General features: G+C 37.0%; 18 protein-coding genes, 1 tRNA gene and 1 pseudogene. 4 read left to right on the top strand and 16 right to left on the bottom strand.

The genetic code is table 11. The annotated features are described in order from the left end of the window. Positions 1 to 85: 85 nt before the first annotated feature. From JSS34_03635 to JSS34_03605, 7 genes are all read right to left on the bottom strand, one after another. Positions 86 to 664: an OmpH family outer membrane protein gene (locus JSS34_03635; GenBank protein MBS0185428.1), complete on the bottom strand. Its 579-nt coding sequence runs from the start codon at positions 662 to 664 to the stop codon at positions 86 to 88. 235 nt (positions 665 to 899) lie between these two features. Next, on the bottom strand, positions 900 to 3,221 hold the full coding sequence (bamA, locus tag JSS34_03630; GenBank protein MBS0185427.1) for an outer membrane protein assembly factor BamA: 2,322 nt from the start codon (positions 3,219 to 3,221) through the stop codon (positions 900 to 902). Between the two features lie 22 nt (positions 3,222 to 3,243). Beyond that, positions 3,244 to 4,371, bottom strand: a complete 1,128-nt coding sequence (gene rseP, locus JSS34_03625) for an RIP metalloprotease RseP (protein ID MBS0185426.1) — start codon at positions 4,369 to 4,371, stop codon at positions 3,244 to 3,246. 172 nt (positions 4,372 to 4,543) lie between these two features. Then, positions 4,544 to 5,407: a phosphatidate cytidylyltransferase gene (locus JSS34_03620; GenBank protein ID MBS0185425.1), complete on the bottom strand. Its 864-nt coding sequence runs from the start codon at positions 5,405 to 5,407 to the stop codon at positions 4,544 to 4,546. Positions 5,408 to 5,439: 32 nt separating this feature from the next. Further along, positions 5,440 to 6,696: a replication-associated recombination protein A gene (locus tag JSS34_03615; protein MBS0185424.1), complete on the bottom strand. Its 1,257-nt coding sequence runs from the start codon at positions 6,694 to 6,696 to the stop codon at positions 5,440 to 5,442. Between the two features lie 824 nt (positions 6,697 to 7,520). Beyond that, on the bottom strand, positions 7,521 to 7,874 hold the full coding sequence (locus tag JSS34_03610) for a hypothetical protein (protein ID MBS0185423.1): 354 nt from the start codon (positions 7,872 to 7,874) through the stop codon (positions 7,521 to 7,523). A 287-nt stretch (positions 7,875 to 8,161) separates the two neighbouring features. Then, positions 8,162 to 8,647, bottom strand: coding sequence for a hypothetical protein (locus JSS34_03605; protein MBS0185422.1), 486 nt, complete (start codon positions 8,645 to 8,647; stop codon positions 8,162 to 8,164). Positions 8,648 to 8,974: 327 nt separating this feature from the next. Here JSS34_03605 and JSS34_03600 point away from each other — a divergent pair. Continuing rightward, positions 8,975 to 9,051: transfer RNA gene (locus JSS34_03600), tRNA-Met, on the top strand. 366 nt (positions 9,052 to 9,417) lie between these two features. Here JSS34_03600 and JSS34_03595 read toward each other — a convergent pair. From JSS34_03595 to JSS34_03585, 3 genes are all read right to left on the bottom strand, one after another. Next, entirely contained in the window at positions 9,418 to 9,666 is a 249-nt protein-coding gene (locus tag JSS34_03595; protein MBS0185421.1) for a hypothetical protein, read from the bottom strand. Positions 9,667 to 9,927: 261 nt separating this feature from the next. Beyond that, positions 9,928 to 11,124, bottom strand: a complete 1,197-nt coding sequence (locus tag JSS34_03590; GenBank protein ID MBS0185420.1) for an MFS transporter — start codon at positions 11,122 to 11,124, stop codon at positions 9,928 to 9,930. Between the two features lie 157 nt (positions 11,125 to 11,281). Next, positions 11,282 to 12,451, bottom strand: a complete 1,170-nt coding sequence (locus tag JSS34_03585) for a Fic family protein (GenBank protein ID MBS0185419.1) — start codon at positions 12,449 to 12,451, stop codon at positions 11,282 to 11,284. Between the two features lie 165 nt (positions 12,452 to 12,616). On the opposite strand from JSS34_03585, the gene JSS34_03580 reads away from it, so the two are divergent. Next, a complete protein-coding gene (locus tag JSS34_03580; GenBank protein ID MBS0185418.1) occupies positions 12,617 to 13,138 on the top strand; it encodes a hypothetical protein in 522 nt (173 codons plus the stop codon). A 108-nt stretch (positions 13,139 to 13,246) separates the two neighbouring features. Here the strand turns inward: JSS34_03580 and JSS34_03575 are convergent, their stop codons facing one another. The 4 genes and pseudogenes from JSS34_03575 to JSS34_03560 form a co-directional block, all read right to left on the bottom strand. Then, the gene (locus JSS34_03575) at positions 13,247 to 14,146 is read right to left on the bottom strand and encodes an alpha/beta hydrolase (GenBank protein ID MBS0185417.1); all 900 of its coding nucleotides are present in this window, start codon (positions 14,144 to 14,146) and stop codon (positions 13,247 to 13,249) included. Beyond that, complete coding sequence (locus tag JSS34_03570; GenBank protein MBS0185416.1) at positions 14,139 to 15,008, bottom strand: alpha/beta hydrolase; 870 nt, start codon at positions 15,006 to 15,008, stop codon at positions 14,139 to 14,141. The genes JSS34_03575 and JSS34_03570 overlap by 8 nt, the downstream gene beginning before the upstream one ends. A gap of 215 nt (positions 15,009 to 15,223) precedes the next feature. Beyond that, positions 15,224 to 15,679 carry a GNAT family N-acetyltransferase gene (locus tag JSS34_03565; GenBank protein ID MBS0185415.1) on the bottom strand — a complete coding sequence of 152 codons (456 nt, stop codon included), beginning with the start codon at positions 15,677 to 15,679 and terminating at the stop codon, positions 15,224 to 15,226. A 225-nt stretch (positions 15,680 to 15,904) separates the two neighbouring features. Then, a pseudogene (locus JSS34_03560) lies at positions 15,905 to 16,132 on the bottom strand (HigA family addiction module antidote protein). A 677-nt stretch (positions 16,133 to 16,809) separates the two neighbouring features. Between JSS34_03560 and JSS34_03555 the strand changes: the two are divergent. Both JSS34_03555 and JSS34_03550 read left to right on the top strand, forming a co-directional pair. Then, a complete protein-coding gene (locus JSS34_03555; GenBank protein ID MBS0185414.1) occupies positions 16,810 to 18,552 on the top strand; it encodes a ShlB/FhaC/HecB family hemolysin secretion/activation protein in 1,743 nt (580 codons plus the stop codon). A gap of 145 nt (positions 18,553 to 18,697) precedes the next feature. Beyond that, positions 18,698 to 20,239 carry a hypothetical protein gene (locus JSS34_03550; protein ID MBS0185413.1) on the top strand — a complete coding sequence of 514 codons (1,542 nt, stop codon included), beginning with the start codon at positions 18,698 to 18,700 and terminating at the stop codon, positions 20,237 to 20,239. A gap of 219 nt (positions 20,240 to 20,458) precedes the next feature. Here JSS34_03550 and JSS34_03545 read toward each other — a convergent pair whose 3' ends face one another. Together JSS34_03545 and JSS34_03540 are read right to left on the bottom strand one after the other, a co-directional pair. Continuing rightward, positions 20,459 to 20,680, bottom strand: coding sequence for a hypothetical protein (locus JSS34_03545; protein ID MBS0185412.1), 222 nt, complete (start codon positions 20,678 to 20,680; stop codon positions 20,459 to 20,461). Between the two features lie 450 nt (positions 20,681 to 21,130). After that, entirely contained in the window at positions 21,131 to 21,745 is a 615-nt protein-coding gene (locus tag JSS34_03540; protein ID MBS0185411.1) for a PD-(D/E)XK nuclease domain-containing protein, read from the bottom strand. Positions 21,746 to 21,780: the final 35 nt, after the last annotated feature.

Here is a 21,780-nt window from a genome sequence, read left to right as displayed (position 1 = left end):
GTCTCTTAGGTTCGATGAAAAAAGGACCAAGGCTTTCGCGTGTCTAAAAGCTCTTGGTCCTTTATTTCTTCAAATAAAGTCTGATTTACTTGTCAGACATTTCAATCTTAACATTTGTTAAGGTTTTCTTAACAATTTCAGAAACTTCTTTGCTGACATCCAAATTCTCTGCAGAATAAGCAACGCTCATTGGGAAAAGAACAAGGTTCAAGCCTTTAGCTTTTGCAACTTGAGAAATGGCTTCCATAACTTTAGCATTTACTTTTTCCATAGCACCTGCAAAAGCTTTATCAAGCTGAGCTTTTCTGCCTTCTACGATTTTTTGCACTTCACCAATACGATTTTCAAAAGCTGTACGTTTCTTTGCAAATTCAGCTTCAGATAATTTCTTCTGAGCTTCTGCAAGGCTTGTATCAGCTTTTCTAAGTTCAGCTTCATACTTGCCAACTTCCGTTGCAAAGCTTTTTCTCAAATTCTCAAGCTGCTTTTGAATTTCCTTTGTAACAGGCAAATCAGCCAAAATCTTTTGAATATCAACAACACCAATTACAGGTGCTGGAAGAGCTGCATTGTCTGCATAAACATGCGCAGTAGACAAAGACATTCCACCACCGATAAGAGTGGCAGCAACCGCGATACTCGATAGAATATTTTTTACCTTCATAAAAGTTCTCCTAAACACTGCTTCAACAAAGGATTTTCTAAAAAACTTAAGAAACATTTCACAAGTGCGCTCTGAAAATCAAATTTCCTAAAACCTTCAAACATTCTTTTCGTTTAATTTTGAAAGTTTTTGAGCTTTTGAAATCTCCTTAATTTTCTTTCGAAATTCCCATCTACATCCATCTTTATCAGATTTTTTACGGTCTGTAAAAACTCTTTTAAAGAGAATCTCCAAATTACAACTGCGTTGAAAATCCAAACAAGAACATACGTGTCTTGTCAAGCGTTCTTTTTTTCAAAGGCCAGGCAAAATTGACTCTAAGAGGACCCATTGGGGATCGCCAGGCAAGCCCCACGCCCGCTGAAACACGCAAGGAATTATCATCAAAAACGATCGGATCATTTTTATATTGGGAATCCCATACACTTCCTGCATCAATAAACGTTGATCCTCGAATTCCAAATTCATTGGGCAGACCAATTGGGAAGGTTGATTCTAAAGACATTGAATAAAACTTCATACCTCCCAAAGAATCTTGAATTCCTGTTTTATCTCGGGGAGAAACACCCGCAAAGTCAAACCCACGTAGACTATCTCCCCCAAGATTATAACGATCTGCAATACGCAGTGTACGTCCAAATCCTAAAATTTGACCATATTTTCCACGTGTGGACAATGTAATCTCTTCTCCTAATGGATAATAATAAACGGCACCGACTTCATTCTTTAAGTATTTTACGTCGCCTCCAACACCCGCAAATTCATTGGTCAGGCTTGTCGTATAGCCAGAACGTGGATCTATTCTTGAATCTCTGCGATCATAAGTGAGCGTTTGAAAAACCGAAGAAATCACCGTATTGACACGTTGTTGACGAATAAATTTTGAAGCATAAGAAGAAAGGCCTCCAATATGATCAAATCGAATGCCGTAACCGAGAACTTGTGTCCAATATTCTGCGAGCTCATAACCAATCCAAGTTCCCAAGCCATTGGTTCTTTCTTCGAACGAACTTTGACTCTTAAGGTCTTCTTTCTTCATATAGGCATTTGCCCCAAACATGAGATGCCGGCCTAAAAAGTAAGGCTGTTCATAATCAAAATCGATTAAAGACTGACGTTTTGCGATACGTGTTTTAGCACCTACAGATTGTCCTGTTCCTAGAAGATTTCGCTCCCGCACAGAAATCTCACCAAGAGGACCTATATTTTGACCATATCCTCCAGAAAGCATCAATTCTCCTGTCGATTGCTCTTCAACATCAATCTTTATAATAACTTTATCTGGTGCATCTCCAGGATGGCGCGTTAGGTCCACCTTTTTGAAATAATTTAGATCTTTAATCTTTTGAAGAGACTTACGAACCCGAACCACGTTAAAGGCATCTCCTTCGGAAATCGTTAATTCGCGCCTAATAACAGAATCAAGTGTTCGTGTATTTCCAATAATATCAATGCGTTGAATGTATATTTTGGGGCCTTCTTCTAAAATAAAGGTTAAATCAACCGTCAGGTCTTCTTTATTTTTTTTGGCTTTTGCTTTTGGCTCGACAAAGGCATATCCTTGCTCACCAGCAACTTCCATCATTTTTTCAACGGTTTGGTCCACAAGCTTTGCTGAATACCAATCTTCTTCGTCAAAGACCACCGCTTCTTGGAGCTTTTCAAGAGAAATACTTGGTATTTTACTTTCAATCTCAACCTTACCAAATTTATATTTTTCACCTTCTTCTAAGGTAAATGTAATAAAAAAGTCTTTTTGATCAGGACTTAATTCTGCAACCGCTGACACAATTTTAAAATCTGCATATCCATGATTTAAATAAAATTGGCGCAACTTTTCTTGGTCATAGTTCAAACGATCAGGGTCATAATTGTCATCTGAGGTAAAAAATCGGTACCATCTTGCTTCTTTGGTTTGAATCGCAGCTTCAAGAGTTCCATCACTAAAATTTCGATTGCCCACAAAGTTAATTTTTTCAACCTGTGTCACAGGACCTTCTTCGATTTCAAAAACAAGATCTATTCTATTTTCAGGAAGCTTAATAATTTTAGGCTCAACACGCGCTGCAAAACGACCAGATTGCCTGTAGATTTGTAAAAGCTTTTGCTGAGCAGATTGCACTTTGTTTCGTGTATAAATTGTCCGAGGTGAAAGCCCAATTTCTTTATCTAAGGTTTCACTGGAGATTTTTTGATTTCCTTCAAAAGCCACGCGATTAATAATTGGATTTTCTTGCACATGGACAATTAACGTTTTTCCCTGTTGATCAAATGTAACGTCTGAAAAAAAGTTTGTTCCAAAAAGCGCTTTGAAGGACTCATTTAACTTCTCAGGCGTGGCAACATCGCCTTCTTTTAATTTTAAGTAAAGGAGAATGGTTTCAACATCAATACGTTGATTCCCTTCAACCACTATTTTTGAAATAATTTCCTGATTATTAAGAGAAATTTCTTCAATAACAGCCTTAGTTGGACGTGATAGGAGTGCCAAACTTCCCATTATTAAGACTGGAGAAATTCTTCTTAAAAGAGTATTTTTAGAGGCCTTAAAAAACATTCTTACCGTTTCTTTCATTATCTTAAAAAAGATTTATAATTTTCTCAACAACCTTTAAATGGACAAGATCATTCCAAAATGAAAATATCATAAGACTGCCCACAATAAGAAATCCAATGTAGAAACCCTTTTCTTGAGCTTTTTCACTTAGGGGTTTTCCCCCACGAATAACTTCAATCCCATAAAACAGAAGATGCCCACCGTCTAATAAAGGAATAGGAAGGAGGTTAATAAACCCAAGGCTGACGGATAAAATTCCAATAAACCATAAAAAAGTTGGAAGCCCGGCTTGTGCAACTTCTCCAGCAAGTTGCGCAATTCGAAGAGGCCCTCCCAGTTCTTCCGCACTTCGCGTGCCTAAAATCATTTGTCCAATGGATTTAAGCGTCTGCATCGTCAATGTAAAGCATTCTTTTGCAGCATAGAAGACAGCTTCTAAAGGATTCCGTTGAATATATTCAACGCCCTGTCGACCGATCCCCAAAACCCCGACTTCTTGTTTTTTTCCAAAAAGCCCTTTAACTTCTTTTGTATCCGGCGTCACATTCAAAGAAACTTCATCCTCACCACGCATCAGTGTCATTGAAAGAGGAACGCCTGGATTTTCTGATATGATGAGTTGCATGTCTTCAAAACGTTGAATGGGGAGATCTTCCACAGAGACAATCCGATCTCCAATTAAAAGACCTGCTTTTTGAGCAGCACTGCCTTCTTGAATAAAGCCTATTTCAGCTGGGGTATACCTCTCTCCAACTGTTGCAAAAAGAAAAGAAAAAACAAGAAAAGCAAAAAGGTAATTGGCCAAAGGCCCTGCAGCGCTAACAGCAATACGTTGCCAGACCGTTTTTCCATGAAGCGTCAAAGCACGATCTCGTTCAGACATTTTATGCATTTCTGCCTGATCTGGTGTGCTTGCAGCATTTGCATCACCATACATTTTGACATATCCCCCCAAAGGAAGAAGACTTACTTTCCAGCGTGTTTGCGCTTTATCTGTCCATCCAAAAAGCTCTGGTCCAAAGCCAATTGAAAAGACATCTACCTTAACGCCATTCCATCGGGCGACAAGATAATGTCCCAATTCATGAACAAAAACCAAAATCGTTAAGACGATCACAAAAGGTAAAATATAATGTGTTAAAAGATCCATGTTATTTTATCTTTACAAACTCTGAAAATGATACAAATTGAAGCTTTCCTTTTTTCTTTTAAAATAAGGAGCCTCCCCCAAAACCTTTAATTCGACCTCATAGTAGGAGGAGATTAAAAAAAAGACAAGCCTTTCTTTTTTTAAATAAAAATTTTTATTTTTAAAACCTTTTTCATTTAAAAAAATCTCCCTTTGTAAGCCATAAAATCAAAGTTATGAAAGGAAGTGCGGCAAGCGTACTATCCAAGCGATCAAACAGTCCTCCATGTCCTGGAATGATGTTTCCTGAATCCTTAACTTTTTTACGTCTTTTAAGATAAGACTCGAGAAGATCTCCAAAAACCGCACACAGAACAACACCCAAGGACACCCCTAAAACACCTTTAAAATCAAATCCAAAGAAATTGCCACTTAAAATTCCAACACTTTCACCCGCACAGACACCCCCCAAAAAACCACTCCATGTTTTCTTAGGGCTTATGGTTGGCGCTATTTTGGGGCCCTTGAGCCAAGAACCAATAAGATAAGCCCCGATATCGGATGCCCAGATGATAAAGAGCATCCATAAAATAATGTGACATCCTTGTTCAAGCTCAAAAATCCATAAAAAAGAAAGACATGGAACTCCAATATAAAGAAGCCCCCAAAAAATCCAACCATCATGGGTCAATCTTTGGAGGAGGGGCGCGCCTGACTTTCCTTCAGCATTTTTTTCCCGTTTGACTTTCTTCATCCCATAATTTCGCAAAATATAATAAGAAAATGCTGACAACCCCAACAAAAAAGCTAAAGATTCTTTTAAACCCCATTTCAAGAAAACCACTTCACTTCCCAAAAGAACCCCATAAAAAAGCCCTTTTTCAATTTTTGTTTGAATATGACCCATTTTGAGCCATTCATAAGAAAAACCCACCAGCAAAGCACCTACAAGAAGAGTTGTTAAAGGAGGTCCATAGATTAAAATTCCAAGCGTAAAGGGAATAAGAAATCCGATTGAAAGCGTTCGTTTAAGAAATCCGGAGTCATTTTCGAGCATTTAACGTATCTTCTCTCTTAGTTAACAAAAAGTTACGAACTATTTTTTTGTTCCTTTTTCCAATTTTCAAAAACGGATTGAAGCTCACAAAGACGCTCCTGTAATTTTTTTTCTTGCCCACGGCCTGTTGGCTCATAGAACAAAGAGGGCTCCATAGACACAGGCCAACAATTTTGCCCGGAAACCCCCTCTTCCATATCATGATCATAGCAGTACCCTTTTCCGTACCCAAGTTCTTTCATAAGCCTTGTTGGTGCATTTAACAAAGAAGGTGGCGGCGGAAGAGAGCCTGTTTTCTGAACAAAAGCTTGTGCTTTTTTATGAGCTTCATAAACTTTATTCGATTTTGGCGCAAGAGCAAGATAAAGTGTTGCCTGAGAAAGGGCCAAATCTCCTTCCGGAGATCCTAATCTTTCAAATGTTTTTAAGGCATTTAACGTCAGTGCCAAAGCTTCTGGATCTGCAAGACCAATGTCCTCAAGAGCCGCACGGATGAGTCTACGCGCAATAAAACGTCGGTCTTCTCCCCCTTCCAACATACGCATCAACCAATAAAGCGCTGCATGGGGATCTGAAGCACGAATGGATTTATGCAAAGCACTAATGAGATTATAATGCTCTTCACGATCTTTATCATATAAAAGAGCTCTTTTTTGAAGGCTTTTTACAAGTTCTTCAGGAGAAAGAGGTGCTTGGGAAGACGGTAATAAAGACAAAGATTCAGCCATATTTAAGAGATATCTGCCATCTCCTCCAGCCATTTCTAAAAAAAGATCTCTGGCTTTTTCGGTCAGCGGAAGAGGATGATTAAGTGTCTTTTCTGCCCGTTTTAATAGTTTTTCAAGGTCTTCTTTTGAAAGAGCAGTTACCGTAAAAACCTGAAGTCGTGACAAAAGTGCGCTGTTGAGTTCAAAGGAGGGATTTTCGGTCGTTGCCCCCACAAGAATAATCACACCACTTTCAATATAAGGCAAAAAAGCATCCTGTTGCGCACGATTAAACCGATGAATTTCATCCACGAATAAAAGGGTTCCGGCTGTCTTTGAATTCATTTTTTGGCGTACCTGTGCCTGCTCAAAAATTTTCTTTAAATCAGACACACCTGAAAAAATGGCTGAAATTGATTCAAAAACAAGATTTGTTTTATGGGCTAAAAGCCGTGCAATCGTGGTTTTTCCAACACCCGCAGGCCCCCATAAAATAAGGGAAGAGATGTGGCCCGTCTTTATCATTCTCGAAAACGGAGAGCCTTCAGCAAAAAGTTCTTTTTGGCCTATAATATCTTCCATTTTCTGAGGTCTTAATCTTTCAGCCAAAGGACGCGTTTTATTTTTATCGTCCAAAGAAGTTCCATTTTGGGTAATAGAATCCAAAGATGTCTCTTTGGGCACCTGAGAAGAAGATTCAAAAAGAGTTGGATAGATATCTTTCACATTAAACTCTCAAAATAATTGTTTTTTATACTCTTTTCGTGCTTCTTAAACAAGCTCAAAAGAAATAAGAAAGATGCCTCATATCAAACCTTTATTCTTAAAAAAAAAGCCCCAAAAGGGGCTTTTTAAAGTATTTAAAAAACGGATTTAAAAATCCGATGTTGAGAGAGACGCGCGTCGCATAACACTTTTGTCTTTCCCTGAATCACTTTCAAGATAAAAAGACCTCAACTTTTTAACTTTGATCTACTTTATGGAAATCTGCACTTTTCCCCTGTTTCTTTTTTTCTCTTTTTTTATTCAAAAAAACAGATCCCATATCATAAATAAAAAGACAAAACGTTCAAACCTTTGAATAAAAAAGTGACGACTAAGATGCACTTTTAAAAGTTTATAAAAGTATTAAATGCATCTTTTTATTTTTATTATTATCTTTTTATTATTCCAATAATAAAAAGATCTGTCAATATTTTTCTTGATTATTCATAAAATAAAAACATTCATATTCAGTGTGTTATTTAACAATTTTAATTATCTTTTTATTTACTTAAAAAATAAAATAAAAATCTTCTTAAAGAAAATAAATAAAGCAAGCTTTTGTAACATATAAAAAACCAAACCAGACCCCATAAAAAAAGCCCCTTAAAAGGGGCCTTTTTTTAAGAAAAGAATCGTTAGATTTATTCTGCAGGAGCTTCACCTGTCGAAGCATCACCACCATCTGTATCGCCATCCCCTCCTTCAGTGGGCTCTTCTTCAGCGGGCTCTTGATAAATACCTGCAGCAACAGCAGCATCATAACATGAAGTATAGTTATCCTTAATTGTCTCTGGTTCACCTCCATGAAACTTTAAACAGGCATTCCATCCAACAGAAGTCTTACAAGCCGTTGATGAACAAGCAACACTTTTTGCACCTCCTTTAAGCCCACTCCATACGCTATGAAAAAGAGATGCATGTGCATTTCCTTGAAAACCCAAAACACCAACAATAAGAGCACTTAGGCTTATAATTTTAAGATTTGATTTACGCACGGAAACCTCCAACTTTGTTATATTTATTTCTTATCTATAAAGAGCTAAAACGCCTCATCCAAAACGAAAGCAACTCTCTTAGAGTCCCTTTGAAAAGAACAGATTTGTTTTTTAAGAAATTCTTCACGACTGACTTTATCAATCCAAGTCGAGAATAAATGGACCCCTCTTTCTTGTTAACTTTTATTCTCATTGTTAATCTTAGTATTTCAAATATTCTTTAGAACGTCAAGCTTCTTTTCATCCCTCCTCAAAACTCATTGTATTGTATGACAAATTTCAAGAAACTACTCTTCCTTCAAAGTCTCATCTTCATCATCACCTTCATTTGCTTCATTCTCCCCTGTTCCATCCGGTGAATCAGGGCATTTTTCTGTGCACCAATCGAAAAGCCCTTCTATATGTGTACATTTATCGCGATATTTTTCACAAAATCTACAATCTAAAGGATTTTTTGCCTTAGCCCATGAAGATCGGCACGTTCGGTTAAGCGTTACTGCCGGGTCATTTTCTTGGGTTTCAGAAGGGCAATTTAAAGTGGTTAACCCCGCAGCGCAGGCACATGGACGATGATACTTTATAATCTCAGCATGCGTTTTACAAAAATTCTTTTGGCAATCCCCAATCCCTTCACTCTTACAAATACTTTCTCGGCACGATGCATATGAAAGTGTACTGTCACATTTAGCTCCCCCTGATAGGTTTGCAACTAACCCTCCTAAAGTTGATGTCCAATGAGCCTTTACATCCTCATAAAGCCCAAAAAACAGCATGCTGCTCATAAGCTACAAAAAGTTAATTTCTGCGGGGTGTTCATAAAATTTCTCCCTTTTTTTATTTCTTAGAAATCCATGATTTCATCATAGAATCCAACGCATTTTATGTTCTTATTTTTTACTGAAGTTAAAGTGTTTCAAATATCCTTTTGTACGTCAAGATGCTTTTTTCTCCTTTATTTAAGCCTAAGACATTCTAAAAAAGAAGCGTGGCCTCTTTTTTTCTTGTTTCACAAGCCCGCTTGTGCTAGGTACTCTTTACTAGCTCGTCAATAGCTCACGTCCTTCTTGTTTTTTTTCATAAAAGTTGGACACTTATTTTTACGCGGGGTGGAGCAGCCCGGTAGCTCGTCAGGCTCATAACCTGAAGGTCGCAGGTTCAAATCCTGCCCCCGCAACCAATAATTAATCCTTTTTTAGAGATTCTTTCTTATCAAAAAGCATTTGAAAATGCTTCATTATAAAAAGTCCAGTCGGTCCCATAAAGAATCAACTTTTTCGTTTGTAAAATACATGATAAAAATCAATCTAAAAACTACTTTTAATAAAAAAATTACAAATCACTTGTCGTTTTTGTAAAAAGAAGCACTATTTATTAAACCAATTATATATAGAATGACTTTGGTTTTGATGGGAGCAAACAATTTATTTAAAAACAATTCAAGTTTCACATAGGTTAGAAAACACAAATGAGGGAGCAATCCACAGTCTTGCGGAAGAAGAGGGAACTTTTCTTTCTTTGAAACAATTCCTTATTTTGAGAAATTCTAGAAAACGATTTCCTGTAATCGTTTTGACCTTTCCCCAATCACGTCACAAATTTCAGCAAAAATAAGAGATTTAATGCCAGATTTACCTAAAGAGTCTTTCAACATATAAGCCTTTTCCATACAAAGAGCCGCTGTTTTTAAGAGATCTTTCTGAAGAGTCTTTTTAGCAGAAGCTGTATCTGGAACAAGCTGACACCAATGACGAAACAATACCTTATCAGGATCGTATTTTTTTCCAATTTGCATAGCTATTTTTTTAGATATATTTGGATCTAACGCTGTACAAAGAAGATCATACGCAGGATATAGTTCAGGTACATTTCTTTTATAGAGAAAAGAAAAATTCCCGATCGAGGTTATTTTTACAAAAAAAGAAATTAAGACATTGAATATTCCCGATCAGGATGATTTCTATTCGATTTACATCCTTTTTAGAAATCTTCAAAGAGCCTATACCCATACACAAATTTCTTTGAAAGAAATGATGTCATCTTAATTTTTGGTGTCTCAATTCGTTTGTGTTCCCATCAATTTTTTATTCTTAATAATCCAGCCTAATGTAACGATACTCAAAAAAATAAAAACGGAGAGCATAAGCCCAATATTTCGGAAAGATCCGTTATAAAAATACCCCATAAACTGAAGAGAAATGGCGCAGAGAATGAGCTTAAATCCTTGCAAAACACCAGAAATACGCCCTTTTGCCTCCGGCATGAGATTTAAAGAAAGGGGATATAAAAGCGTAACAGGCAAGATTTGCCCCACAATCATAATAAGAAGACAAAATGTAATCATAAGAGGACTTGTTGAATTTAACACAACGAGACCCATCACCAAAACAAAAGATAAAATCAAAATAGAGTTTGAAAGAGACAGCATTTTTTTATGACTAAACCGGTTTATAAAAGGACTTGAAAGCAAAGTTCCAATGGCAAAAAGAAAAGCTAAGGACCCTTGGTAATATCCAAAATGAGACAAACTAACCCCCAAATCTTCCATATAAAGAAGCGGCGCCATGCCCACAAAAACCCAATATGGAACAGCTATTCCAATAATATGTATGATCAAAAGAAGAAGTGGCTTTGATTTAAATATATCTCGATACCCGACAGGTGAACTTTTTATCGGTGATGGGGTAGGTTTTGTGGCAGGAATAAAAAGAACACTCATGATAAAGGAAAAAATCCCCAAAATGAGCAGCGCTATAAAGTTCCCTTGCCAGTGATAATAAAGACTTATATAGCTTCCTAAAACCGGTGCAATTCCAACAGATATATTACAAATTCCGTTGAGAAGTGCAAAAAGGGATTGCTGTTTTTCAAGAGGATAAAGGTCGGCAATAATTAAAAAACTTAAGATACAAGGAGAAGCAACGCCGACACCTTGAAGAAGGCGTCCCAGGAGCATTAGTTCGTATCCCCCACCCCACAAACACAGCATGCTCCCTGCAATAAAAATCAGAAGACCTGACAACAAAACGGGCTTTCGTCCATAACGATCGGCAAGGGCACCGGTGATAAAAAGACTGGCACAATACCCAATAAAGTTAATGGAGAGTAAAGCTTCTACCCAAAAAGGCGTGAGATTAAAAATCTTTTGAATTTCTGGGAAACTGGGCACAAAAAGATCAAACTCCATCCCTGTTAAAAAATCCATAACAATGATGGTGGTTAGAAGAAGAACTTTAGAAAAAGGATTTTGCATTTTTTTTACAATAAACAGTGAGGAAAATAAAAGAACTAGAGTGTACTTTATGCCAAAGACGTAAAGGTCTCAAGAACTTAAACAAAATAGACTTCCCCTTCATACAAAAAAACAAAGCCGTGACTTGAAAACATATGCTTTCTTTTTCATTTTTTACTTACGTTGGTCTTTTTAAATCAAGAGGGGTCGCACCTTCTTCTAGAATCTTAAGGTAGTTATGGTATATGTAAACCTTATCACGTTTTTTTCCGCTTCTTTCTTCTAGGATACCCAGATCTAGCATATTCTTAAGAGCACTGCGGGCGGTAGGAGAAGTCATTCCTAACTCAGAAGCAAGAAAAGGTACCGTTACCTGAGGGAGTTTCTTCAAATACTCAAAGACTTGTTCACATGAAAATCTTGCCCGTCCCAGCAAAGAAATTTTCTCAAAATCATGTGTGAATAATTTATTAATATCTCCTGCTGTTTGAATACCTTGCTTTGCAGAAACAATCACACCTTCTAAAAAGAACTCTAACCAAGCTTCCCATGCCCCATTTAGCCGAACCTCTTGCAACAAACGATAATAGAGATGACGATTTTGTTTTAAATAAAGGCTCAAATACAAAATGGGTTCATCCAACATTTTACTCTGACAAAGAAGGAGTGTAATCAAGAGCCTTCCTAATCGTCCATTTCCATCAAGAAAAGGATGAATGGTTTCAAATTGAACATGAACAAGAGCGGTTTTTACTAAAATAGGAATAGATTCATCATATAAAAAAGTTTCAAGATCAAACAAGCATTGGCTTAAATGCTCAATAGGAGGCGGAACAAATAAAGCATTTCCTGGTCTTGTTCCCCCAATCCAATTTTGCGAACGCCGAAACTCCCCCGGCAACTGGTGAGAACCAGGCCCTCCCGATAAAAGAACGCCATGGATTTCTCGTAAAAGTCTTAAAGAAAGTGGAAACCCTTGCTGGAGACGATCTAACCCATAGGTCATAGCTTTGACGTAATTAGAGACTTCTTCTACATCTTCTAAAGATACGGTCGGTTTTTGATGATGTTCAAAAAGCATCAAATCTGAAAAAGAACTTTGCGTCCCTTCAATTTGACTGGAAAGGAGAGCCTCCTTGCGAATATACATGTAAATAAACAAAGACGTATTCGAAATATATTTATGCATGCTATTAAGTTCAGAAAGGGCCAATGTCGCTTTTTCTAAAGAAAGATAAAATTTATCCAACTTCAAGGCAGGGTTTGGTGGAAGCTTAGGAGGCACATAAGCTTGGTATGTTTCTCCACCAATTTTTTGTATAATGTATTTTCCAATTCTTTGATGCATCATTATATTTTCTTAAGCGTTTTAACTTAAGAAAAGATAAATGCTTATCTTTTCTTAGTCAAGAGTTGAAAGAAAAGATAGGTTAAGATTGAGACTCAAAGTTAGAAAGAATTTATGGTTTTAATTCTTTAAAAAGGCTCTAAAAAATCTAGAAGTTATTATATTATGTTTCTTACAGAGACTAAAAGCTGTGCCGGGTGTAAAGCATCTTTTTCGACAGGAGATGAAAATAGTATTCACCCTTATATTGGCGCGCTTCCAGAATGCTGGAAAATGTATGGCAATATACTCGTAAAAGAATATGAAAATAAAGATTATTTTAACGTTCATCGAATAACAGTTGATGCCTATGCATCCCAACATATTGGCAATCAAGAAGATCGGCGTGCACGCCAATCTGCACAGGTGCTCCCTATTGCTCTTTACTTAACCTTTGAAAAAGAAGAAAACCCAAAAAAAATTATAGAATTTCTAAAAGTTTCAACAAAAATCAAAAGGGATTGGCCCTCTTTATCTCAAATAAAAACACCAAAATGGATAACCGTTAAAGATATTTTGCCTGCACAGACAGCACAAGAACACACTGAACTTGTAAAAAAATGGGGAAAATCTGTTTGGGATGAATATTCCAGCATTCATTCCGAGATAAGAGACTTACACCGACATGTTAGTCTCCATTCATCCTAAGAGGGTATACCTAAAAGTGTCCAGTAGGACTGGACAGATAGAATTCGAATTTTGAAAAATTCTTTTTTAAAGAGCCTGCTTTCCTTAGGATCTTTTTCTTATCTCTTTCTATTTTTTTAACTTTTCTTCGCGCCCCTTCTTGATAAAAGAATCAATTGCCGTAATGAGCCGCGTAAAATGGCGTGGACTTATCGCGTGCCCAAAATCATCCCAAATCAGCAATTTTGAATCTTTAATCCTATTTTTTAAGGCCTCAGCATGATCCAGCGGAAAGATGGGGTCTTTTTCGCCATGAATAATTAAGGTCGGAATTTGAATAAGTTCGGGTGCTTTTTGATGTAGATCAAAAGAAGCAAGCATTGCTTCAGTGTGGGCATGGGGCGCATTCAAGGGCGTGCGTTCATAATTTTCTTGTGCTTGATTTCTAAAGAAATCTTCCTCAAAGTCTTTTGGGCGCCCCTCTAATACTTTTGCAACCTCAACATAGAAATCGATTTTTTTCTCTAACGTAAATTCTGAAAAATCCCAGGCCTCAGCAAGAAAAGCAAGATATTCAGGTTTTGGCGTTGATAATCCACCACCCTCGGAAAGATTTCCCATCAAAGCATCAAACCCTGACTTAAAATCCGTAGATGTTGCAATGAGGATGAGATTTTCTGCATATTGTGGAAAATATGCCCCCACAAATTGCGCCAATTGCCCTCCCATGGAAAATCCAACGAACGTTGCTTTTTCAAGATGATATTTTTTTAAAATTTCAATCGCATCTTGCGCCAGATCAAGAACCGTATAAGGTTCCTCGTTCGGAACATGGGCCGAAAGACCTGTGTCTCGATAATCATAACGGATCACAAAATATCCTTTTGCCGCTAGATCTTTACAGAATCTCTCGGGCCATATGATTAATTGATTGCCTGCCCCAGCATTCAATAAAATTGCAGGATTATGTGTTTCTCCAAATGTTTCAGAAAAAATGAAGTGTGAATTTTTGGGCATTTTTTTATCCATAAATTTTCCTTACAAACGTATTCAAGCGTTCATTAAAGTCATCAGCAGCTCCCCAAATGGTATCGTGCCCTGCAGAAATTTCATGAATCTCCGGCGCTTTTTTAAATGCAAGCCCTTTAATATAATCTCCATTAATTCCTTCGTCAGCCGTTCCAATAACAAAAGCAAGAGGAATAAGGGTATTTTCGATTGTTTGTCTTTGACTTATTCTTTTTCCACTCAGAGCTTGTGCAATCATCAAAGATCGGGCTTTTCCATCTGTCCGTTCTGCATCATCCACCATAAAAGACTCATAAGATGGCCATAAAAGACTTATAAACCTCACGGCATCTTCTTTCGTAAAATGATCCTTTGACATAAGTTCACACCCCAAAAAAGGCTTAAAACCCGCGTTAAATCCTTCTGGCGTTAAGTCAATAGGCGGCGTTCCTGTTAAAAATAAACCTGCGACCAAATCAGGCCTTAACCGTAAAATTTCGATTGCAACATGTCCCCCCAAAGACCAGCCACATAAAACAGGTTTCGTTTTTAAATGAAGCATTTCGATAAATTCAATGAGAGAGGCTGCATATCCTTCAAAACTGTAGGTAAAAGAGGGATTAAGAGCGTTTTCGCTGGCTCCATGTCCTGGCAAATCAACAGCAATGAGTCTTTGATCAAAAAAAGAAGAAGTAAGCTGCTTGCGAAAAATTCTTTTTGACGTTGAATTCGCGGGGATAAAAATGATTGTTTGGTCTGCTTCTGGATTCCGTTGTACCCAGCTCAGTCTTCCACTTGATAAAGGAGTAACTTCTTCTTGAAGAAGAAAAGCTTCAGCGTTTAAGGCAAAAAAGATTAAGAAAAATATGATTTGTTTTAACATCACCAACAAGCCCCAAAATTAAACCAAAATTAAATATGTGAAGCCAAGATTAAGGATTTAAAGATACTTTGTAAAGTTTTTTAAAAAGAAGGCTCGCAAGAGGATTTTCTTCAAAAAATTTGAGCTGCAAGAGCTTCTTAAAACTTCAAGAGACTTTGCTTAGAATGCAGGTGACAAAAGAAGAATTTGATCGAAAGGTTTTAAGGAAGCCTTGCTCAAGAAATAAGCCCTTGTGTTTGATTTTCGTCTTCAAAAAATTTTACAAAAAAGAACTTTGTAAGCTTTGGGTTTTTTAAGTTTTTTCTGACAAATTCAAGCGTAAACCCACACTTTTCATAAAATCCTGGTGCGTTAAATTGATTGGTGACAAGATTGATGTTGTTAAACCCCTTGCCTTTAAAACGTTGTTCTAAATTTTCCAACAACTTCTTACCATATCCTTTCCCGCGATGGTTTGAGTCAATCCAAAGATCTTCGATGTAAATTTCAGAAAAAGCCGTAAAAGCATTTAAAACGCCAATGGCCTCCTGATTCGGGCCCTCTGTTAAAATTAACGCAAACCGTTTATAGTTAACATCAATTCCATGACTGCTTTCGTATTGAGCAAGATCTTCTCTCATTTTTTCTTCAACTTTTGACGGCAGATCTTGCGTAAGTTCAATCTTTAACATACAACTCTTCCCATTATTGTTAATATTCAGAACTTCTAAATTTGTTTCATAAAAACCATAGCTTCATAGGGAATGAGGTTTAACAGTTTAAAGTTCTAACGTCACCTTAATTATTCAATCATTAAAAGACCTTTTTGCCCTTATATTCTCCCTCTGATTTTTATGAGGAGGATAATAACATTCCACCTTCAAGTTAATATCTTCTCCCATAGTCAAAGAGGTAAGTCACAATTCATAAAACTTTTGCAAATTAACCCAAAACTCAGCAGATGTCCCAAGCCATTGACTTAAGAGGAAAGCTGTATCTGCCGTTATAGAACGCTTTCCATTTAAAATTTGATAGACACGATTTGGAGGAATATTTAAGACCTTTGCAAGTTAAATTGGGGAAATATTCAACGCCATCAATTCATCTTTCAAAAACTTTCCAGGATGTCTTGGCTCTCTTGCCATGGTTGGCCTCTTTCACTGAAGGTTTACAATATCACATATAATTTATCTTTTATGAATATATTTAATGACCTAAATAATAATTGAGTTAACTTTTTCATCTTCAGAAAAGAAAAATATTAGATCACTTCACGATCGACTTATTAGAATATTGTAAATTTTCCATGGGAGGGTTAATTTACAAGGATATTTTTAAAAATGTTCCTCTTTCAATAAATCAAGTTTGCCTCTTTAAATAAAAATTTCTAATTAAAAATAAATAGCCTCTATGTTCATTAGATTAACTGTCCTCCTCTAAAGGAAAAGGAATGCATTAAAAACTTATGCGCATAAGCTTTTTTTTCTTACCAACATTTTACAACACTTCATCCTTTTTGAAGCTAAAATCAATCTCTTAAACCCAAACTCCCTTGACGCTTTTGCCTCAGTTTTTTATAAACATAAAAGGCTCTTTTTCATGATAGAAAAAAGGTAATCTTTGAAAAATCGACTATCTAAAACCTTAATGAAACGCTTTTTCAACTTAACCTGTGTCTCATGAACACTCTTTTAAGGGAAAAAAGCTCATAAAACCTGTTCCTTTAACTAAAACAACAAATATGCTTACCAAAATATCCATCTTAAGATCCCTATGCGTCGCTTTTAATCTAGATCAAAACCTCCGGGTGAAAGGACTTTAAATGAGAAAACTTTATTCCCGTTATAAAACACTTATAAGACTTTCTCCTTATTTCTTTTTTACCTTCTTGATTTTTGAAACACCATCATCTCTTTTCGGAAATGTTCCACCTGACCTTGTTAACAATAAAGCTTTTGAAAGTGTCAACGCGGGGAGAATTGCAAATGAACTTTCTTTTCCAGAAACATCTCCCATAAACGAAGCACCCCCAAAACCCATCATTGAAAAAACCCCTCAATCTCGCATTCCAAATGCCGATAAAATTTCCTTTACCCTTAAGAATGTGCGCTTTATTGAAAATAACGTCTTTGAGGAACAAGAACTTCGAGACGTTTTTGCTCCCTTTTTTAACAAACATATTACGGTTGCTCAAGCAGAGGATCTTATAAAACAAGTTACTCAAAAATATCATGAAGAAGGATATTTTTTATCCACGGCAATCTTTCCGCCTCAAACAATTGAAGATGGAACCATCACCATACAAATTGTTGAAGGCTCCATAAGTCACGTTAATATCCAAGATTTTACAGATAAACAAAAAGATCTTCTTGAAAAGTACGCAGCTCAAATTATGAATAAAAAGCCGTTAAAATATGAAGAGCTTGAAAGATACCTTCTTTTGATAAATGACCTTGTGGGTTTTGAAGTAAAATCCGTGATTTCTCCAGACCCAGAGAATCCTGGTTCTTCTATTTTAACACTTGTTGGAACCTATTCTCCTCTCTCAGCCTCCGCTTCTTTTAACAATTATGGGACACGTTATATTGGGCCCAATCGACTCACGGCAACAACTTCTTTTAATTCCCTTCTGCTTCCCGGTGGAACCTTATCTTTGCGTTATGCAACAGCGGCCCATACAAAGGAAATTCAATTTTTTGAAGCCATTCATGATCAAGCGCTGGGCACAGACGGTGTTCATTGGAGCCTTGGAGCCTCTCATACAGACACGCGTCCTCAGTTTACGCTTTCCCAATATAAAATTCATGGAACCAACCAAAACGTCTTTACAAGCCTTTCTTATCCTGTGATTCGCTCGCGTCAAGAAAGCCTTCTTTCCAATCTGACGTTTAATTACGCAAATGTTTCCTCATCGGCTTCAAGCGTAAAATTCTATGAAGATAGAGTTCGCACCGCCGTCCTCGGAGGAACCTACGAAAACTATGTAGGATCAGGCATCAACGTTCTTAATTTTAACATTCATCAAGGCTTAAATATTATGGGAGCACCAAAACAAGGCCCTACATCCCGGTCTGGTTCTCGCACGAATTTTAGAAAATTTACCTTCGATATCTCACGGAATCAGTTTTTTGATGATATGTTTTCATTGTTTGTGATGGGAAATTCTCAATTTACAAATTCGGTTCTCTTTACATCCGAAGAGTTTATCTTTGGAGGACCTTCTTTAGGACGTGGATATGATGCAGCTCAGCTTTCCGGGGATCGCGGACTTTCTGGAAAAGCCGAACTTCGACTCACAACAAAACCTCAATTAGACTTTCTTGAACGCGTACAATATTATACTTTCCTAGATGGTGGCGCCGTCTGGAACGTCAAGAAATTGTCAGGAAATGGACGCCAAAGTGGAACGTCTACAGGTCTTGGTATAAGATCTGTGTTAACACCAAATTTTAATTTTGATGTCTTTGTTGCAAAGCCTTTGACACGTGCAAATGCAACACAACAAGCAACACACCATAATGGAAAAGCAGCGCTCTTTTACTTTCAAATCAGCACAACATGGTAATTTTTTTAACGCAAAATCAATTTGTTCATTATCTTTAAAAGGAGAGAAATTTGAGATTGAACCCCTAAGATTAAAGGGCTTTTCTCTTTTCTTTCTTTCCATTTAGAGGAATCTTTTCATATTTCATAAAAGGAATTCTCTTAAAATGAAAAAAATGCCGTTTCTTTATTTGTTTTTTCTTGGCGTTCTTCTTATAAAGACCTTCCCATCCTTCGCCATGTCTCAATGCGCACAACCTTATGAAGATCCTTCTGCTTCAGAAGAAACGCCAAAAAGCAAAACTTTGGCAGAGCGCCATAAACATCATGCGGAACATATCCAACATCTCCTCGCTGAGCAGCATGTACATCTTGCACAAGATATACGTTCTGCCCCTCAAGACCTGTCACGTTATTACGAAATTCTCTCTCAAATAGAAGACTTGGAACGAAAAGAAGCTCGTTTAAAAAATCTTTATAAAGAACTACAATTGAACTATGAAGCACCGGATGCTGCTCTCTTAACATCGCGGACCCATGAACTTGACCTTAAAAAGCAGGATCTCCTAAAAAGAATAGCAGACCTGAGTGCGCACCCGTCTCTTCTGCCACCTGCACAAAATTTATTGAGGAAACATCAAAATACTGTTGTCAGAATATCGCATACACTTGAAGAGCTTTCTCATTCGCCTCAAAGCTATCATGATCAAATTGACCATCTCACCAAGCTTTCTAAAGTTTTTAAAAAACGTCTCAAAGCCTCCGAAACCTTTTTCAATGAGGTTGACGCTCTTCTTAAAATCAAAGTCTCAACAAATGTAAGTATAAATGCTTTTTGTAAAAAGAGCAGAAAAAAGTTGCCAGAAGATCGCGCCATTTCTCAGGCACGCGTTTTATCCATTCTTTCAGATTTAAGAATCCCCCAAGACATCTTTGAGAGTATTTATCCCCAATCGCTTTATCGCATTATTTTAGGGGCTATTGAGGGACTTGATCCTCTTGAAGAAGATCAAAAAAATGATCCTCTCGACGCAACGCTTCAAACCGTTCGAATGATGATTGGGAACTTTCGTCTTAAGTTTCAAAGAGACTTTACAGCTTTCACATTATTGATAAGCTGGCTTTCAAAAGATTTAAAAGAACTTTCTGACATTAACGATCAACTCAATCCCCGTGAGCAAGATCTCTATAAAAGCCTTATATCTCCTGAATTTGAATCCGCCTATATGGAACGGGAAAACATTTTTGCACCTTCAGCTTCCCCCACAGAAAGCCAAGAAGCCTTTCTTGAAATTTTTAAAAAAAACCTAAGCTCTGAAAGCTCCTTACTTCATTCAACCTCTTGGCTTCCTTATGCTATTCCTAGAACAAAAGCAGGAATGATGCACCGTATCATTGGTGCCTTCCATCAAAAAACATATCACTCTTGGGAAGAGTTCCAAGACACAAGTGATATCATCATTACCCTGCCTCCTATGCCAACCTTTTCAGGACCAAAAGCCTTGACCCATGTAAAGGCACCCGAGCTCTTTTTGTCCCTAGTTCATGATATCCTTGCTCACCACGTTAATCTTGAAATTTTAACGCATATGGAGCAATCCCTCTCTTCTCTTCTTGTTGAACCAGAGGCGCCTCTTGCTGCAGAAGAGACATTAAAACAGGAGAGCGTTTCAAAAAGATCTAGGGTCAAGGCAGCAGCATCCTCTTAAAATTTGGAAAATGTGGCTCTATTTGCGCATCCATATTTTGTTTCAAGTCATCCTTTTAAATTCTTGACAAAAAGCTGGCTTTATCGTTCTTTTCGAAAGACAAACACACCATGCTTTGTTGCTTTAAATTCAAGAATCCGCTGAATTTATTAAACAAGCCAAGCTCATTCCCTCAAAAATGAAAGCTTGACCATTTATTTTTTTAAATCTAAGAGCCTTCTATCTTTTTCCCAAAAATTCTAAAACCCTTTTTAACAAATCATCCATCTTGGAAAAATCTTCTTCACAATCTTCATGCTCTTTTAATGTGACCGACTTCACATAAGTTCTATAAGAAGGGCCTTTCAATATTTCATGGAGTCCAGGAAGCGGGAGAGACGGATTAAAAGAAAATCCATTAAGATTAAAAACATCTCGCGTGGGTATAAAATTTCCTGTCATAGTTACCATCCCCCCACTTGTTTTTTTTATGGATGTTGCCCCGCTTGAGAAAGCCGTTACAGTTCGGCCATCATTTAACTCAATATCTAAGACTTCTTTGACAGCATTGATTGAAGTAAAAGAGAGAAGAAAGATTCCCGAAATCGAAAGATATAAATATTTTTTAAATATGATACGTCTCCATTTATAATGCCAAAATCATACTATGGAAACTATAGACTCGTAAAAAATAAGACCATCCCTATGGGCTAAAAAAGTTTTTTCGAACTTTTTATTGTTTTAACTCATTTAAAAATTTCGTTTTTTCTTTTTTACTGTAAACCCTCTTCCAGAAATACGCTCAAATCATAACGCTTCGCTATTTTATGTCTTCTTTATTGAACATTTCACAGATCATCGATACATCAAACGAAGGCCTTCAAAATTTATTCGTGAAAAAAGGCTTGATTATTAAGAGTTTTCATGGACGAGACAAAACTTCTTCCCCGAAAACGCAAGGCCGATTTTTAAAAGACGCGTAAGCCCACGCTGCTGAATTTCTGCATAATAAGCTTTTTGGGAAATTTGTGTCAGAGCTTCTTGGGCTGTTTGTTTAAGAAGATCTTCAAATTTTGACTCTGAAAGCTTTTTTCTTTCTTCTTCCTTAATCTGCTTAAATTCCATAAGAATGCTGAACTTTTGTGCTTCTCTTGCAATAATCGCATAGTCATATCGGCCAGATCCACTTTCACGGTTGGAACGGATCTCATAAAGAGGAGAGCCATGAAGACTTGCCGTGAGTCCAATCATAAGGCCATGATAGAAAGCTTCGGGGCTTCTTCCTGTATCATGAACACTGACAGTATGCTCTATTAGATCCTTTAACTCAGCAGAGAACTTCTCCATATTTCCTGTTAAAAGATGCTCTAAAAATTGACTAAACCACTTAAGTCCATAATCTTTAACAAACCATTCTTTAATTATTTTTTTGAAAAGAAAACTTACTTCTTTATTGGGAATTGCAAGTGAACAAAAAGACCCATTCTCTGTCAGTTGACGACCCATTGCCGTCAAATATCCCGTCATCAAAAATAAACTCCAAATTGCACTTTCATCCCCTT

The organism is Pseudomonadota bacterium (assembly GCA_018242545.1).
Taxonomy (GTDB): Bacteria; Pseudomonadota; Alphaproteobacteria; order 16-39-46; family 16-39-46; genus 16-39-46.
This window is presented reverse-complemented; position numbering and strand designations above follow the sequence as displayed.